At 57.3% G+C, this 15994-nt stretch carries 16 protein-coding genes; 12 read left to right on the plus strand and 4 right to left on the minus strand.

The window, feature by feature from the left end:
* The coding region (locus ACFVTJ_RS24770; RefSeq protein ID WP_386911206.1) for a biotin carboxylase N-terminal domain-containing protein at positions 1-353 on the minus strand (353 nt) is incomplete at its 3' end.
* A 155-nt stretch (positions 354-508) separates the two neighbouring features.
* Positions 509-1174 carry an HAD family hydrolase gene (locus ACFVTJ_RS24775; protein WP_386911207.1) on the minus strand — a complete coding sequence of 222 codons (666 nt, stop codon included), beginning with the start codon at positions 1172-1174 and terminating at the stop codon, positions 509-511.
* Between the two features lie 127 nt (positions 1175-1301).
* On the opposite strand from ACFVTJ_RS24775, the gene ACFVTJ_RS24780 reads away from it, so the two are divergent.
* The 12 genes from ACFVTJ_RS24780 (at position 1302) to lipA (ending at position 14594) form a co-directional block, all read left to right on the plus strand.
* Complete coding sequence (locus ACFVTJ_RS24780; RefSeq protein ID WP_386911175.1) at positions 1302-1715, plus strand: transcriptional regulator GutM; 414 nt, start codon at positions 1302-1304, stop codon at positions 1713-1715.
* A 65-nt stretch (positions 1716-1780) separates the two neighbouring features.
* The gene (locus ACFVTJ_RS24785; RefSeq protein ID WP_386911208.1) at positions 1781-2518 is read left to right on the plus strand and encodes a PTS glucitol/sorbitol transporter subunit IIC; all 738 of its coding nucleotides are present in this window, start codon (positions 1781-1783) and stop codon (positions 2516-2518) included.
* A 21-nt stretch (positions 2519-2539) separates the two neighbouring features.
* Positions 2540-3556 carry a PTS glucitol/sorbitol transporter subunit IIB gene (locus ACFVTJ_RS24790; RefSeq protein ID WP_386911176.1) on the plus strand — a complete coding sequence of 339 codons (1017 nt, stop codon included), beginning with the start codon at positions 2540-2542 and terminating at the stop codon, positions 3554-3556.
* 89 nt (positions 3557-3645) lie between these two features.
* Positions 3646-4023, plus strand: a complete 378-nt coding sequence (locus ACFVTJ_RS24795; RefSeq protein ID WP_386911177.1) for a PTS glucitol/sorbitol transporter subunit IIA — start codon at positions 3646-3648, stop codon at positions 4021-4023.
* 32 nt (positions 4024-4055) lie between these two features.
* Positions 4056-6023 carry a phosphoenolpyruvate--protein phosphotransferase gene (ptsP, locus tag ACFVTJ_RS24800; protein ID WP_386911178.1) on the plus strand — a complete coding sequence of 656 codons (1968 nt, stop codon included), beginning with the start codon at positions 4056-4058 and terminating at the stop codon, positions 6021-6023.
* Positions 6024-6190: 167 nt separating this feature from the next.
* Positions 6191-7129, plus strand: coding sequence for a sugar-binding transcriptional regulator (locus tag ACFVTJ_RS24805; protein ID WP_386911179.1), 939 nt, complete (start codon positions 6191-6193; stop codon positions 7127-7129).
* 272 nt (positions 7130-7401) lie between these two features.
* A complete protein-coding gene (locus ACFVTJ_RS24810) occupies positions 7402-8727 on the plus strand; it encodes an NAD(P)H-dependent oxidoreductase (protein WP_386911180.1) in 1326 nt (441 codons plus the stop codon).
* Positions 8728-8729: 2 nt separating this feature from the next.
* Positions 8730-9767, plus strand: coding sequence for a thiamine pyrophosphate-dependent dehydrogenase E1 component subunit alpha (locus ACFVTJ_RS24815; RefSeq protein ID WP_386911181.1), 1038 nt, complete (start codon positions 8730-8732; stop codon positions 9765-9767).
* A complete protein-coding gene (locus ACFVTJ_RS24820) occupies positions 9767-10765 on the plus strand; it encodes an alpha-ketoacid dehydrogenase subunit beta (protein ID WP_386911182.1) in 999 nt (332 codons plus the stop codon). Before ACFVTJ_RS24815 ends, ACFVTJ_RS24820 begins: the two co-directional genes overlap by 1 nt.
* Positions 10766-10767: 2 nt before the next feature.
* Positions 10768-12060: a dihydrolipoamide acetyltransferase family protein gene (locus ACFVTJ_RS24825; RefSeq protein WP_386911183.1), complete on the plus strand. Its 1293-nt coding sequence runs from the start codon at positions 10768-10770 to the stop codon at positions 12058-12060.
* Positions 12061-12172: 112 nt separating this feature from the next.
* On the plus strand, positions 12173-13618 hold the full coding sequence (gene lpdA / locus ACFVTJ_RS24830) for a dihydrolipoyl dehydrogenase (RefSeq protein ID WP_386911184.1): 1446 nt from the start codon (positions 12173-12175) through the stop codon (positions 13616-13618).
* A 16-nt stretch (positions 13619-13634) separates the two neighbouring features.
* The gene (gene lipA, locus ACFVTJ_RS24835) at positions 13635-14594 is read left to right on the plus strand and encodes a lipoyl synthase (RefSeq protein ID WP_386911185.1); all 960 of its coding nucleotides are present in this window, start codon (positions 13635-13637) and stop codon (positions 14592-14594) included.
* Between the two features lie 22 nt (positions 14595-14616).
* Here lipA and ACFVTJ_RS24840 read toward each other — a convergent pair whose 3' ends face one another.
* Both ACFVTJ_RS24840 and ACFVTJ_RS24845 read right to left on the minus strand, forming a co-directional pair.
* Entirely contained in the window at positions 14617-15249 is a 633-nt protein-coding gene (locus ACFVTJ_RS24840) for a hypothetical protein (protein WP_386911186.1), read from the minus strand.
* Between the two features lie 123 nt (positions 15250-15372).
* Positions 15373-15891: a hypothetical protein gene (locus ACFVTJ_RS24845; RefSeq protein ID WP_386911187.1), complete on the minus strand. Its 519-nt coding sequence runs from the start codon at positions 15889-15891 to the stop codon at positions 15373-15375.
* Positions 15892-15994 lie beyond the last annotated feature (103 nt).

Genomic DNA, 15994 nt, shown 5'->3' on the forward strand with positions numbered 1-15994 from the left:
ATCGTGTCCGCCGTCGGCCCGATGAAGGTGATGCCGGCCTTGTTGCAGGCCTCCACGAACTCAGGGCTTTCGGACAGAAGACCGTAACCGGGATGAATCGCGTCCGCTCCGGAGAGCTTCGCCACGCGGATAACTTCCTCGATCGAAAGATAGCTCTCGATCGGCCCCATATCCTTGGCGAGATGCGGCCCCCTGCCAACCTGATAGGATTCGTCCGCCTTGAAGCGGTGCAAGGACAGCTTGTCCTCCTCCGCCCAAATCGCAACGGTTTTGATCCCAAGCTCATTGGCTGCTCGGAAAACTCGGATCGCAATTTCGGATCGGTTGGCACAAAGAATTTTTTTAATACGCAAAAGATCACCTATTTTTTGGACTTGTAGGATTGCTGCAAGGTTGTCGCCGGTCAGGGCGCGAAAATGCACTCAATGCCTAAAATCAGTGTCGACGTGGCGAGGAGGAAAACCGTGCAGGTGCCGACTTCCCCCCCCCCCCGCTTTTCGTGACCACATCATCTCCCGGCTACGGGTAAAAATGTCTCAGCCTCACGCCAGTTCGAAATGACGAATGTCGCACCCGCTTCCAAAAGCTTGTCCCGGTGGTCGGCGGTGGTGTGACTACCACCCGTAAAGCCAACAACTGTCATACCGGCAGCAACCGCACCTTGAACACCGAAGGCCGAATCCTCGATCACGATGCAGTTCTCGGGACCGATACCCATTCTACCCGCTGCGAAAAGGAAAAGATCGGGGGCAGGCTTTCCTCTGCTCACCATCGACGAACTGAAAATATAGGGATCAAAAAACTCCAGAAGGCCGGTAGTCTCGAGGCTAAAATAGATCCGCTCGATTGAGGACGATGACGCGACACAACAGGGCGAAGTCAGGTTTCTCAGGAAGGCCCTGATGCCGGAAACTGGCTTCAACCTTTCTTTGAATACCGCCATTGTCTGTGGCCAGATATCGGCTTCACCTGCGAGCGGAAGGCTGTAGCCCGTCTGTTGCTCGACACGCAGTATGATATCTGCCTGCTTCATGCCCACGCACTGCGCGATAATCTCGGGTGTTATCGGAAGCCCCTGTTTTGCATAAACGCGAACGTAAGCCTCTGCTGCCAGGGGTTCACTGTCAACGAGCACCCCATCGCAATCAAATATAATCAGTTTCTGGGTCAAAATTCCCTCCCTGCTAGTTCCTCGGCCTTCTCCTCCTGAAGTCCGATGAAATATACATATTGACATTCATAAAGACAAATGTTCATTTTGGGCATCCGGAAATTTTGTTCGGCTCTTGGGAGGGTGACGAATGGCAATTTGGCAATGGGCTCTGCTCGGGCTTGGTGTTGTTTGGGCTGTCCAGGCGCTTGGTGTATGGCGGCAAATGCAGCACTACACCGACGTATTCAAAGGTATCACACACCAGTTTAATGACGGCTTCGTTGGAGCTGGACACGCACGCGGTCGGTTCCGAAAAGGTGCTATCGCGATGGTCGTAATTGGCCCAGACCTTTTGGTCAAAAGGCTCCTGACCATGACCGGCCGCTCGGTGTTCGCCAAGTTCCAACGCAATCAGCAGTTCGAGGGCATGACCCTTGAAGCGCTGAAGAACGAACGGACAAAGAGCGATCAAAGCTGCGTTGATGCCGCAATCGCCTTGGCAATTTCACAAGTGGAGGCGGTGAGAGAGCGGAGCATCGCTCGCGACATGCAGACCGCCTAGCATAGTGGTTTTTTTGGGAGAACGCCGTGTTGTAACGGCATCGGGAGGAAAAAATGCTTGTTTCTATGTTGGCTGACTATGGCAGCCAAATTAACCATCATGATGTCGGATCAGTTCTGACCGACGCTGCCATTCATGGAAAGCTCGCTTTCAAAGCAGCAGGCGACAAACTCGTGATATTGGCCCAGGCGTCGCCTGACATTTCCGTTGAGCAGTTCAAGCAGAAGCTTGATACAGTGGCTAAGGAAGAGCAACTTGGCTGGCTCGCGAATGTCGGAAAATACTTCATTGGCATCTTTCAAAAGGGCGGCGAAGTCTTCGCGGGTTTTGTGACCGGGATTATTCCCACCCTTGTCGTCCTGATGACCGCATTCTACGCGATTACCGAGCTAGTTGGAGAAGAGCGCGTGCATGGCGTTGCTCGAGGTGCCGGCCGTATTGCCCTGACACGCTACACTGTTCTTCCGCTGATTTCGGTTTTCTTTCTGACCAACCCGATGGCCTACACGTTCGGGTCGTTCCTTGAAGAGAAACATAAGCCCGCCTTCTACGATGCAGCGGTGTCTTATGTTCATCCGCCTCTTGGTCTCTTCCCGCATATCAATCCTGGTGAATATTTCGTCTGGGGCGGCGTCCTCGTGGCTTTACAGGAATTGGAAAGGAAAGGCGTTGTGGCTTCAGGATACCACATTCAAATGGCGATTTGGTACGCGATCGTGGGCCTCGTTGTCATCTTGCTCAAGGGAATTCTGACCGAACGCATCACCATGATTATGGCGCGTCGTCAGGGTGTCGAGCTTTAAGGCCGAAGGGGAGGACAAGTTATGGCAAAAGAATACAAGGCGGTAAAAATTACGCGCGGCAAATCGGGATGGGGCGGGCCGCTTGTCGTGCAGCCGACGACCCAGCGCAACAAGGTGGTCTCTGTGACCGGCGGCGGTATCCACCCACTTGCCCAGCGCATCGCCGACATGACGGGTGCGGAGGCAGTTGACGGTTTCCGCTCGCCCCCCGTCGAAGGGGAGATGGCAATTGTCGTTGTCGACTGCGGCGGCACTGCCCGGTGCGGCGTTTATCCGCGCAAGCGCATCCCGACTGTCAACATCACGCCTGTGGGTCAGGCTGGCCCGCTCGCTCAGTTCATCACAGAGGATATCTATGTCTCCGGCGTCCGCGAACAGGACGTCGTGTTGGCTGACGGCTCGGAGCCGCTTACGGGTACTGCTCGCAACGCACCGACAGCATCGGCTGCGCCAACATCGGCTCCGACGGCCGCGGTCTCTGCCGCGGTGGAATCGTCGAGCGGTGGGTTCATCAACCTCATCGCGGGAATAGGGCGCGTGATGGGCCGTGTTGTCGGCATCTTCTTTAACTCCGGCCGCCGCACCATCGATCAGGTTGTCCGTAACGTACTGCCGTTTATGGCATTCGTCACAATGCTGATCGGTCTTATTCTATACACCGGAATCGGCGACGTGCTCGCGCAGCCGATGGGTCCGTTGGCAAACAACATTGTCGGCCTTCTTATTCTTTCCGCTATCTGTGGCCTTCCTTTCCTTTCGCCGATTCTCGGGCCAGGCGCGGTCATCGCGCAGGTGGTCGGGGTGGCCATCATCGGGCCGCAGATCGCAAACGGCACCATCGCTCCGGCCATGGCTCTTCCTGCGCTGTTTGCATACAACACTCAGGTCGGCTGCGATTTCGTGCCGGTCGGCCTGGCGCTTGGCGAGGCCAAACCGAAAACGATCGAAATCGGCGTGCCCGCGGTTCTGATTAGCCGCCAGATCATGGGCCCGGTATCCGTGCTGCTCGCCTGGCTGGTCAGTCTGGTGGTATTTTGAGCGAAACCAGGCGGCCGGTGTTATTGTAGGCCGCCTGCCCCTGCCTAGCCCTTTTTGTGCTCGGCGACCAAGGCTAGATGGAGGAGATCATGGCCCATTTGAGAACTAATATCACTTTTATCGGGCCAGACGTGTCCGAACTTGCCGATGGCGGCGTGCTCATATTGTTCGCCGATGGCGCGCCACCCGAACTCTCAGAGGTATCGGTGCTTCACAAGCCGGATCAGGGGCCTGTCGCGGAAGCTCCAGCGATCGGGACGACCATTGCCATCGGGGGACTTCAAACGCGGATTACCGCAGTTGGCGATTTGGCTTGGAAAAAAATCATCGACCTCGGTCACGTGGTCATCAACTTCAATGACGCAACCAGTGCCGAGCGGCCCGGCGAAATTTGTGCCGCCGCCGTGGATATTGATGAGTTGAAAACAGCATTGGCCATTGGCCAAACCATCACGATCGGCGCCTGACGCGATCGCGTACAATTTTGCGAGACAAATCCATGGAACGTTCCACGATCGTGCGCGTGCACGAAGGTCTGCACGCTCGTCCTGCGACCCGCTTTGTAAAACTCGCCAAGAGCTTTGAAAGCGATGTCGAGATCTCAAAGAGCACCAAATCCGCAAGTGCAAAGAGTTCAGTCAAACTGATGCTTTTGGCGGTAAAGGAAAATGATACGGTTACGCTTCGTGCTGATGGCGCCGACGCCGAGGCCGCACTTGACGCTCTTGTGGCGTTCTTGGCGGACCCTCACTCAGGTCTCGGCGACGAAAGCGCCTCCGCCGCGGCAACTGACGAAGGGCCAACCGAACTTCAGACGGGTGTTGCAGTCGAACCTGACGGCATCCGCGGAATCGCCGCGAGCGAGGGCGTGGCATTGGCGTGCGCCTTCCATTATTTTCCCGAGGCTTTTAGTCCTACGCATCGCCGTCTTCAGGATAGCGAGATTCCGAGCGAAATCGAAATCTTCCGTCAGGCTGTAACAACAGTTCAGACGTCGATGGAAGCGGAGCTTGCAAGCGAGAATCTCTCCGAGACCGACCGGAGCATCATCACGGCGCTTTGTGAAATTGCTGGTGATCCCGCGATCAACGAGGAGATCGTTGAAGCCATCTCGCAAGGCTACAATGCGGTGGATGCGGTGCTTAGCGTAACCGAGGCTACCGCGGCTGCCTTTGGGCGTGTGTCGGACGTCTATCTCAATGCCCGGGCCGACGATGTGAAGGCTATTGCAAGGCAGATTTGTCTCGCACTCACAGGCAAGCGCGACATTGGGCTTCATGAGATCGACCGCCCGTCGATTGTCGTCGCAGATGATATCGGGGCCTGGGATCTGGCGCGCGCACCTTTAAAACTGGTGAAAGGCGTTGTTTGCGCACATGGCGGAGCCACCTCGCACATTGCGATTATAGCACGAGCCCACGGCATTCCTGCGGTCTTGGGGCTTGGTGGGGCGATCGGAAATTTGGCAACCGCGAAGGACATTGCGTTGGATGGTAGCACCGGGCAGATCATCGCGGATCCATCCGAGGCCACACGAACTGCCTTCGAGATCAGGATTGCGCATTCGGCCGAGGAGGAGAAACGGCTTCAACTGTTTAAGGATATTACTCCCAAGCGCGCTGATGGCAAATTGATCGAAGTGGCCGCAAACGTCGGTTCACTAGAGGAGATCGAAACGGCCCGTGAGGCCGGAGCGATGGGTATTGGATTGTTCCGCACCGAATTGCTTTTCATGAAACATGGTGGTTTGCCTTCCGAGGATGCGCAATACGAAGTCTACGGCGAGGCGGCGAGAGCGTTTTCCCCCGATCCTGTCATCATCAGGACGCTTGACATCGGTGGCGACAAACCCGTTGCGGGCATCGCATTTCCCGTAGAACAAAATCCGTTCCTTGGGTGGCGTGGTGTTCGGATGTGCCTCGATCGGCCGGATATCTTCAAGCCGCAGCTGAAGGCGTTGCTCCGTGCCGCAGTCCATGGGAACGTCAAGGTCATGCTTCCTATGGTGTCGACGCTTGATGAAGTCCGACGCACGCGTCTGCTTATAGACGAGTGCGTGCAGGAACTATCCGGTGCGGGTGTCGCGTTTCAAAAATTCGGTCTCGGTGTAATGATTGAAACTCCAGCAGCGGTGATGATCGCTCAGTCCTTGGCAAAGGAAGTGGACTTCTTCTCGATCGGCACGAATGATCTGACGCAATATGTCATGGCAGCGGACCGGATGAATCCGCAGGTCGCGGAACTCAACAACGTCAATAATCCCGCGGTTCTTGCAGCGATCGAAATGACTGCAAGGGCTGGGATCGAAGCCGGAATCATGGTCGGCATGTGTGGCGAGGCTGCGGCGCGCCCAGATCTCATTCCCACATTTTTGAGAATGGGCCTTACCGAACTCAGCATGAGTGCCGCATCGATCCCAAGAGCCAAGAAATGCATTATCGATGCTTTGGGGATCAGTACACCCTAGTCATTTTGTTCATTTCCATCTGTGCGCGGTGTTGATAGACATACCTATAGGTCAATTGTAGGGATTCTTGAGGACGCGTGGCTCGAACCAAAAAAAATACATCGTCTCCTGCCAATACAAGCCAGGAAACTGCGCCTGCGCTGACACAGGGTGGGCGAAACGACAGGATGCGGATTCGTGCGGCCTGGATGTATTTCGTGGAGCAGATGACCCAGAACGACATCGCCGACGTCCTTGGCGTCGGCCGTGTCACCGTCGTCCGAATGTTGGCAGACGCGCGCAGCCGCAATGAGGTGAAAATCGCCATCGAAGGCGAGCTTTCCGAAACTGTTGGTCTTGAACGGCAGTTAGAAGCGATGTTCGGTATCGATGAAGCGATCGTCGCTCCGATCTCAGATCCCGCAGCCGACCCGATCCCTTCGATCAGCGCGGCGACGGGCGTATTTTTGTCGGAGGCAATGAAACCGGGCATGACCGTAGGGGTCGGTTGGGGACGAACATTGTTCGCGTCCCTCGCCACTATCAACAGTCGCTCCCTGAGCGACTTCAATGTCATTTCCTTGTTAGGAGGGGTCAGCAGGGTCCGCCGGTTCAATCCCGCAGAGTTTGCCTGGCGCTTCGCCCAATCCTTTCAGGGCGAGGGGTACCTCATTCCCGCGCCTGCGGTGGTCGATAGCAGCGCAACGAGGGACGCTCTTATTTCGCGTTGTGGTATACAGGAAATCTTCGACATGGCGGACACGCTTGACGCCGTGATCGTCAGCGTCGGCGGTATCGATTCTGCGACAACGTTTTACCGTGGCGGCTTTCTCACCGAGGAACAGCGGCAGGAATTGGCAGATCGTGGCGCTGTCGGGGATTTGCTTTTTCATTTCTACGACCGGAATGGCGAGCTCATTGAGCATTCCATCAATGATCGTGTAATGTCGGTGGATGTTGATCGTATCCGTCGCGCGCCTTTGCGTATAATGGCGTCGGGCGGCACCGACAAGGCCGAGGCCATGCTGGGCGCAATGCGGCTTGTCCAGCCGACAGTCCTGATTACGGACGAACACAGCGCACGTACCCTTCTCAAGAACGGTGCGGAACAACCTACTTTCAAATAGCCGACGAAGATCGTCCGACTACTTCTGTCGTTGTGGCCTTCTGCGTTGGCAGGAGAACGATCCACTGCGCGTACCTTCCGTTCACGTTTCTTGTCACAGGTGATCTGCGCGAAGCCGCTCGGACCGTCGATCTTGAACATCGAAGGTGGCGGTCGGCTGCTCGTCAAAGCGAAGTCTGCCTGCACGAACATGAACAATCGTGTTGACAGAAAGACAAATGTACTGATACTCATAATCCAGTCACCGATAATTTTGCCTTGGGAGGAAATTCAATGGCTATCAACGTCGCGCCAACAGGTTTGGCGCGTGACCTAGTTGCGCGCGCTGGGACCGGCCGCCCTATCCGCATTGGCCTCATCGGATCCGGTGAAATGGGGACTGATATTGTGACACGGGTCGCGCATATGTCCGGCATCGAAATCGGAGCGATTTGCGATCTCAATCTGGCGGCCGCCCAGAAGGCGGTGGACATCGCTTTCCAGGATAATGGTCATCATAGGGAAGCCAGCTCGGTTGATACTCTCAACGCTGCCATGGAAGCGGGCAAAGTTGCCGTTACGAACAGCGCAGACACAATCCTGAACAGCGGCCTCATCGACGTCGTCATCGATGCGACGGGTGTCCCCAGCGTCGGAGCGGAAATCGGCCTCGCCGCGATGGAGCACGGCAAGCATCTCGTGATGATGAATGTGGAGGCTGATGTTACCATCGGCGCCTATCTCAAGAGCGAAGCCGAGCGTCTTGGTGTCATCTACTCCCTTGGCGCGGGCGACGAGCCGTCCTCGTGCATGGAACTGATCGAGTTTGTTTCGGCTATGGGGCACCCAATCGTCGCCGCTGGTAAAGGCAAGAACAATCCACTCAACATCGATGCGATACCCGACGACTACGCCGAGGAAGCTGCACGCCGTCACATGAACGTCCGCATGCTCGTCGAGTTTGTCGACGGTTCAAAGACGATGGTCGAAATGGCAGCGATCTCAAACGCTACCGGTCTTGTTCCTGACAAGCCCGGCATGCACGGGCCCGCGGCGACGCTTGACCAACTGTCCTCGGCGCTTGTGCCGGAAAAAGATGGCGGTGTCCTGTCTCGCGTTGGCGTCGTGGATTATTCCATCGGCAAAGGCGTAGCCCCCGGCGTGTTTGTCGTCGCAGATATGTCGCATCCGCGCGTCAGCGAGCGGATGGAAGATCTGAAGATGGGCAAGGGTCCCTACTTCACCTTCCATCGTCCTTATCATTTGACGTCACTGGAAGTGCCGCTGACATGCGCGCGAGCCGTTCTCTACGGCAAAGCGGATATGGTGCCGCTGTCGAAACCCGTCGCCGAGGTTTGTGCGGTTGCCAAGAAGGACCTCAATCCGGGCGACAGACTCGATGCGATCGGCGAGTATACGTATCGTGCCTGGATCATGACGGCAGGGGAAGCAAGGACGAGCAAGGCCATCCCGTGCGGACTGTTGCAGCATGGCACCGTCACTGCCCCGATCAAGAAGGGTGAACTGATCACCTACGCCAACGCAGCTGTGGTGCCCGGTTCGAAAATTGCTGCCTTGCGCGCCCGCCAGGATGCACTCGTCTACGGCAAGGAGAGCTGACAATGGCCAAAACCACGGCAACTCAGGTTGCACCCGTTTCGGACGGCGCCAACCTGCCATTCATTTATCGCCAGTACCCCCGCGAAAAGTTGCTTGATGCTGTCTACAAGATGCATCTCATCCGCAAGTTCGAGGAAGGTGCCGAAGAAAGCTACATGCGCGGTCTCATACATGGCACGATGCATCTGTCCATTGGCCAGGAGGCAAGCGCCATGGGCATCTGTATGCCGCTTGGCACAGACGACCAGATCACCTCAACACACCGTGGCCATGGACATTGCATTGCCAAGGGTGCCGATGTGAAGCGGATGTTCGCGGAGTTCTTCGGAAAGACCACCGGCTACTGCGCTGGCCGCGGTGGCTCCATGCATATTGCCGACGTGGCGACAGGCAACCTTGGCGCTAACGGCATCGTTGGCGGTGGCCTCCCTATCGCCGTCGGTGCGGCGCTGACGGCCAAACGGCTCAAGACCGGCAAGGTCGCGGTCTGCTTTTTTGGCGACGGCGCCAACAATGAGGGCGCGTTTCACGAAGCTCTTAACATGGCTGCTGTATGGAAACTGCCCGTTGTGTTCGTCTGCGAAAATAACAAGTACGGCATGTCCACCTCCACAGAGCGCTCGACTGCGGTCCCCAATATCGCTGATCGCGCTGCCGCCTATTCCATGCCGGGGGTTATTGTCGACGGAAATATCCTTTCCGACGTTGCGGAAGCGTCGCACAAGGCGGTTGAACGTGCCCGGCGCGGCGAGGGGCCGAGCCTCATCGAATGCAAGACCTATCGTTACCGCGGACATTCCAAGAGCGACCGAAATCGTTACCGCACGAAAGACGAGATCGACGACTGGATGACCAATCGTGACCCGATTGAGCGGTATGAAGCGCAGCTTGTCGAATTTGGTATCGCGACCGCTGAAGAATTGGGCGCGATCCGGATTTCGGTCGAAGAGGAGATTGCCGCCGGCATTGAGTTCGCAAAGGCAAGTCCCGCCCCCGATGTCGCCGACCTCGAAGATTATGTTTACACGGAGCACGCGTGATGGATGTCTCTGTCAGAGAATTGAGCTATTCGCAGGCGATCCAGGAAGCCATGGCGATCGCCATGGAAGCAGATGAACGCGTTATCCTGATGGGCGAGGACATTGGTGTCTATGGCGGCGCGTTTCAGGTTACCGGCGATCTTATCGATCGTTTTGGACCTGATCGTGTCATGGACACTCCAATCTCGGAACTTGGCGGCGCGGGCGTCGCCGTCGGTGCGGCCGTCACCGGTCTGCGCCCGATCTTCGAATTCCAGTTTTCCGATTTCGCGGCGCTAGCAATGGAACAGATTGTCAATCAGGCCGCCAAAATGCGCTACATGCTGGGCGGCGCGGTGTCTGTTCCTGTGGTTATGCGCTTTCCGGCCGGGTCTGGCACTGGTGCGGCCGCCCAGCATAGCCAGAGCCTCGAGGCCTGGCTTGGACATGTCCCGGGACTGAAGGTGATCCAGCCGGCGACCCCTCATGACGTCAAGGGCATGCTGCTTGCTGCCGTTGCCGATCCCGACCCGGTCATGATTTTCGAGCACAAGCTGCTCTACAAGATGAAGGGGCCGGTGCCAGAGGGTCACTACACCGTTCCAATCGGTAAGGCCGACATCCGACGGCAGGGTAAGGATCTGACGATCGTCGCCACGTCCATCATGGTGCACAAGTCGCTTGAGGCGGCGGAAGCGCTCGCCGCTGAAGGCATCGATATCGAGGTTATCGATCTTCGCACCATCCGTCCGATCGACCGGGGGACGATCATCGAAAGCGTCAAGAAGACATCGAAGCTTATGTGCGTCTACGAGGGCGTCAAAACACTGGGTGTCGGCGCCGAACTCAGTGCCATGATCGCCGAGAGCGAAGCGTTTGACTACCTCGATGCCCCGATCATACGGCTTGGCGGATCCGAGACACCTATCCCCTACAATCCTGAGCTTGAAAAAGCCGCAGTTCCGCAGGTGCCAGGCATCATTACTGCTGCTCGCGACCTAGTGAAGGGAGTACGCTGATCATGCCAGTCGAGGTCATACTTCCCAAGGTCGACATGGACATGGCGACCGGCCGGATCTCCAAGTGGTTTTTCGGCAATGACGCCTCGGTTAAGAAAGGCGATGTGCTTTTCGAGATCGAAACCGACAAGGCTGCGATGGAGATCGACGCTCCCGCAAGTGGCATCCTGCGCAATATTACCGGCCAGGAGGGTGTGGATATTCCCGTCGGCGCAGCTGTTGCCTGGATTTACGAGGAAGGTGAGGCAGACACGAGTGTTCCGGCATCGCAACCCGCCGACGTTCCTGTCGCGCCTTCCACGGCCGTTTCGGACAAGACCGTGCCGTCACAGCCTCTTGCGCCTTCAGGGACAAAACCCGCGGGAGACAAAGTTCGGGCAACCCCCCTTGCCCGACGACTTGCAAGTGACACCGGGATCGATTTGTCGCTTGTTGAGGGTTCGGGCCCGCACGGGCGTATCACCCGCTCAGATATCTACAACCATCGAAGAAATGGAAAGAGCATTGAGCCGAGCGGAGAAGTGGATTCCCAGAGCGCAACATCGGTGACCAGCCCGCCGCTGGACGATCAGGTTCGCAAGCTCTTTCCCGAAGGAAGTTATGACGTACTTGCACACACAAACATGCGCAGGACCATTGCTCGCCGGCTGGTCGAGGCAAAATCGACCGTGCCGCATTTTTACCTGACGCTCGATTGTAACATTGACGCGCTTCTGGGATTGCGTGCGGAGCTTAATGCAGCAGCACCGGTGGTGGACGGAAAGCCTGAATTCAAGCTGTCCGTCAACGATATGGTCATCAAGGCTTACGCGATGGCGCTGCGGAAGGTTCCGGACGCCAATGTATCCTGGACGGATGAAGGGCTGCTCAAACATCGCCATGCGGATATCGGTGTGGCCGTGTCCGTTCCTGGCGGTCTGATCACGCCGATCGTTCGTAGTGCCGAAATCAAGACGCTGTCGGCCATTTCGGCCGAAATGAAAGACCTTGGCGCACGCGCGAAGGCCGGGAAACTGAAGGCGGAGGAATATCAGGGAGGTACCGGTGCGGTGTCGAACCTTGGCATGTTCGGAATCCGCGAATTCGCAGCCATCGTCAATCCGCCCCACGCCACAATCCTCGCGGTCGGTTCTGGCGAGCGACGTCCAATCATAGTCGGGGACGAGGTAACGGGCGCCACGATGATGACAGTCACCCTGTCGACTGACCATCGTGCGGTTGACGGCGCTCTCGGTGCGGATCTCCTTGGTGCGTTTCTGGCCTATATCGAGCGTCCGATGTTGATGCTGGCCTGATCTTTAACGATGCCAGCCGTGCTCCCGTCCACTCCCAAGCGACGGGAGCAACCCTATCCCGCGGGCCGCTCACCAAGGCGCCCCGACATTGCATCCTTGAGGGGCATTTCCTATGGCTCAATCTTATGACGTCATCATCATCGGTTCGGGACCGGGCGGTTATATTGCCGCGATTCGCGCAGCCCAGCTCGGCATGAAGGTTGCCGTGGTCGAGCGCGAGCACCTTGCAGGCATCTGCTCCAACTGGGGCTGCATTCCCACCAAGGCGCTGTTGCGCACTGCCGATGTCTTGCATACGGCTCAGCACGCCAAGGATTACGGCCTGACGCTCGAAGGCTCGATCAAGCCTGATGTCAAGGCGATCGTTGATCGTTCGCGCGGCATCGCGCACCGCATGAACAACGGCGTCGGCTTCCTGTTCAAGAAGAACAAGGTCGATATCATCTGGGGCGAGGCCAAGATCACCAAGCCCGGTGAAATCGTAGTTTCCAAGACCCAGAAGAAGCCCGTCGAACCGATGGGCCCGGTTCCGAAGAACACGCTGGGCGAGGGCACCTATACCGCCAAGCACATCATCGTCGCCACAGGCGCCCGCCCGCGCGCGCTTCCAGGCATCGAACCGGATGGCAAGCTGATCTGGACCTATTTCGAGGCAATGAAGCCGGAAGAACTGCCGAAGTCGCTGCTCGTCATGGGTTCCGGCGCCATCGGCATCGAATTCGCCAGCTTCTACCGCACCATGGGTGTCGACGTTACCGTCGTTGAAATCATGAGCCAGGTGATGCCGGTCGAAGATGCGGAGATATCTGCCTTCGCCAAGAAGCAGCTGGAGAAGCAGGGCATCAAGTTCCATCTGGAAACCAAGGTTGCCAAGGTCGAGAAGGCTGCTAATTCGGTTACTGCGACGCTCGAGAAGAAGGACGGTTCGTCCGAGAAGATCACCGCTGACCGGATGATTTCGGCTGTCGGCGTCGTCGCCAACATCAAAGGCATCGGCCTTGAGGCCGTCGGCGTGAAGACCGATCGCGGCTTCATCGTCATCGACGGTTACGGCAAGACCAACGTGCCTGGCGTCTACGCCATCGGCGATGTCGCCGGCCCGCCGCTGCTCGCCCACAAGGCCGAGCATGAGGCCGTGATCTGCGTTGAAAAAATCGCCGGTCTGCCGAATGTTCACCTGATGGACAAGCTCAAGATCCCCGGCTGCACCTATTGCAACCCACAGGTCGCCTCTGTTGGTCTCACCGAAGCCAAGGCGAAGGAACTGGGCCGCGATATTCGCGTTGGCCGCTTCTCCTTTGCGGCCAACGGCAAGGCCGTGGCGCTCGGTGAAGATCAGGGCATGGTCAAGACCATCTTCGACAAGAAGACAGGCGAGTTGATCGGCGCGCACATGGTTGGTGCGGAAGTCACCGAACTCATTCAGGGCTTCGTGGTCGCCATGAACCTCGAGACCACCGAAGAGGAACTGATGCACACGATCTTCCCGCATCCGACCATTTCCGAGTCGATGAAGGAAAGCGTGCTCGACGCCTACGGACGTGTGCTGAACGCATAATTAGTGGGGCGGTCTAATGGCTACAATTATCGACCGCACCAATCTCACCTCCGCAGGCCAGCGCATCCGCCACCCGGAAAAGGCGCACAAGCCCGACACCGAGGTGATGCGCAAGCCGGAATGGATCCGCGTCAAGGCGCCGACATCCAAGGGCTACCACGAGACGCGCGAACTGGTGCGCAGTCACAAGCTGGTGACGGTGTGCGAGGAAGCCGGCTGTCCAAATATCGGCGAATGCTGGGACAAGAAACACGCGACCTTCATGATAATGGGTGAGATCTGCACCCGCGCTTGCGCCTTCTGCAACGTCGCGACCGGCAAGCCCAATGCGCTTGACACGGACGAGCCGGAAAACGTCGCCAAGGCCGTCAAGCAGATGGGCCTCAGCCACGTCGTCATTACCTCTGTCGACCGAGATGATCTCGCCGATGGCGGCGCGGAGCACTTCGAAAAGGTGATCTGGGCGATCCGCGCTGCGTCTCCCAACACCACGATCGAAATTCTGACCCCGGACTTCCTGAAGAAGCCGGGCGCGCTGGAGCGTGTCGTCGCTGCCAAGCCCGACGTCTTCAATCACAATCTGGAAACCGTACCGGGCAATTATCTGACGGTTCGTCCCGGCGCGCGCTACTTCCACTCGGTCCGCCTGTTGCAGCGGGTCAAGGAACTGGACCCCACCATGTTCACCAAATCAGGCATCATGGTCGGTCTTGGCGAAGAGCGAAACGAAGTGCTGCAGCTGATGGACGATCTGCGCAGCGCCGACGTCGACTTCTTGACTATCGGCCAGTATCTGCAGCCGACCCGCAAGCACCACAAGGTCGAGGCTTACGTCACGCCGGAGGAATTCAAATCCTATGAGACGGTCGCCTATACCAAGGGCTTCCTGATGGTCTCCTCCAGCCCGCTGACGCGCTCGTCGCATCATGCTGGCGATGATTTCGAGCGCCTCAAGACCTTTAAGCAGGGACTATGAGCGGACTCGCCGCCGGTCCTGCTCAACTGTCGGATGACGCCAGTTTTTCATCAGTCGAGAGCAAGTTCCTGTGTGAGGCGGCTTCAATCATCGCTGCCCGAGCCTCTGGTAAGTCTGGAAATGCCCAGTTCGGTTCTATGCCGAAAAATCGGTCAAGAAACGCGATCGCGTAGGCCGGCATCTCCTGTGTATTCTCGCGGAATGACCACCACGTCCGTATATCGTCCACGCTCTCCGTAAGGGCAAGCGCCTGGCCGAATTCCTGGAGATGGACGACGTTGACAGCGCTGATGCAGAAGTTCGTGTAGAGGAATCCCTCCGGCCAGAAGGCGACGGTTTCGGGCAGGCTGTCCCTGTTATGGAGTTGCACCGAGGCGGGATTGGCCTTGATCAAGGCCTGCAGCATCTTTCCGCCGGAGAATTTGATGAAGTCGGATCGGTCGACAAGAGCTAACCGCTTCTTCTGTTCAATAGTCTCTGCCCAGTCGATGAAGATCTGCGCCAGCACCTCATCATCAACTTTTGTCTGAAGACCATAACGTTTATCGAGAGCCTCCACACAAGATCCGAACGCCCGGCGAAACCACCGGAGCTGACGCAGCCGGTGAGTAAGATCCGGTAACGCGTTCATCTCGTCTTGTGAAAGAATTTCCATTTAGGCACCTCAAATGTGCGGGGTTTCCCAGCGCCTCGGCAACGAGGAAGCCCGGCCCCTAAGCGGGACGACTGCACAGGACGTAACTGTACAAATATCGCCGGCAGGGGTCAATTGTTCTCCCTAGGCAAGATGATCCAGCAGCATGCCAAGCGTCGAGATGAGCTGAACGTCCGCGTAGTCTCCCGTTAAAATTGTTCCGATAATCTCGATCCTCGTGTTGGCGAGCAAAAACGCGTCCTCGACCAGAGACGACGCCTCTGCCTCGGATAAACTGTCCTTGTTGGCAAGCCCGAAGAGAAGGGACAGGGCAACGTACTGTTTCAGGACCCGTGCCGAGTTCATATCGCCGCAAACATCAACCAAAGGGACCCGGCGAACAAGAGAGCGGAGGAACACGGCACTACGCTCCTCGCGGCGATAGGACAAAACAAAGTCTTTCATCACATCCGCCTCGACGGCGGCGAGGCGGCTTTTCAAGATCAACTCGTTGGACCGCGCGACGGCGACTGCGGCTTTCAGACCGCTATAGATGTCTTCTAGAAACGCGTCGTGGCGATGCAGGAGCGCATAATCTTCCAACGGAATGAAGCCACGAAAAGTTGTTGCGGGCGGACGAACCGTCGTTTCCACGGCGCTCATGACGTTATCGACAGCGCGAAAGGTCTTTCCCAAAATGCGATCCACCTCAGGCAGTGCGCTTGGCAGGACCGGCGGCGCCAGATGGGGCCTTTGCGTGTCCGAC

It is taken from the genome of Agrobacterium sp. NPDC058088, from assembly GCF_042885035.1.
In the GTDB taxonomy this organism is placed as follows: Bacteria; Pseudomonadota; Alphaproteobacteria; order Rhizobiales; family Rhizobiaceae; genus Agrobacterium.

Bases quoted from the DNA above. Each gene is read 5' to 3' on its own strand.
- ACFVTJ_RS24780 (WP_386911175.1), top strand. From the start codon at position 1,302: ATGGCAATTTGGCAATGGGCTCTGCTCGGGCTTGGTGTTGTTTGGGCT.
- ACFVTJ_RS24785 (WP_386911208.1), top strand. From the start codon at position 1,781: ATGTTGGCTGACTATGGCAGCCAAATTAACCATCATGATGTCGGATCA.
- ACFVTJ_RS24790 (WP_386911176.1), top strand. From the start codon at position 2,540: ATGGCAAAAGAATACAAGGCGGTAAAAATTACGCGCGGCAAATCGGGA.
- ACFVTJ_RS24795 (WP_386911177.1), top strand. From the start codon at position 3,646: ATGGCCCATTTGAGAACTAATATCACTTTTATCGGGCCAGACGTGTCC.
- ptsP (WP_386911178.1), top strand. From the start codon at position 4,056: ATGGAACGTTCCACGATCGTGCGCGTGCACGAAGGTCTGCACGCTCGT.
- ACFVTJ_RS24805 (WP_386911179.1), top strand. From the start codon at position 6,191: ATGCGGATTCGTGCGGCCTGGATGTATTTCGTGGAGCAGATGACCCAG.
- ACFVTJ_RS24810 (WP_386911180.1), top strand. From the start codon at position 7,402: ATGGCTATCAACGTCGCGCCAACAGGTTTGGCGCGTGACCTAGTTGCG.
- ACFVTJ_RS24815 (WP_386911181.1), top strand. From the start codon at position 8,730: ATGGCCAAAACCACGGCAACTCAGGTTGCACCCGTTTCGGACGGCGCC.
- ACFVTJ_RS24820 (WP_386911182.1), top strand. From the start codon at position 9,767: ATGGATGTCTCTGTCAGAGAATTGAGCTATTCGCAGGCGATCCAGGAA.
- ACFVTJ_RS24825 (WP_386911183.1), top strand. From the start codon at position 10,768: ATGCCAGTCGAGGTCATACTTCCCAAGGTCGACATGGACATGGCGACC.
- lpdA (WP_386911184.1), top strand. From the start codon at position 12,173: ATGGCTCAATCTTATGACGTCATCATCATCGGTTCGGGACCGGGCGGT.
- lipA (WP_386911185.1), top strand. From the start codon at position 13,635: ATGGCTACAATTATCGACCGCACCAATCTCACCTCCGCAGGCCAGCGC.
- ACFVTJ_RS24840 (WP_386911186.1), bottom strand. From the start codon at position 15,249: ATGGAAATTCTTTCACAAGACGAGATGAACGCGTTACCGGATCTTACT.
- ACFVTJ_RS24845 (WP_386911187.1), bottom strand. From the start codon at position 15,891: ATGAGCGCCGTGGAAACGACGGTTCGTCCGCCCGCAACAACTTTTCGT.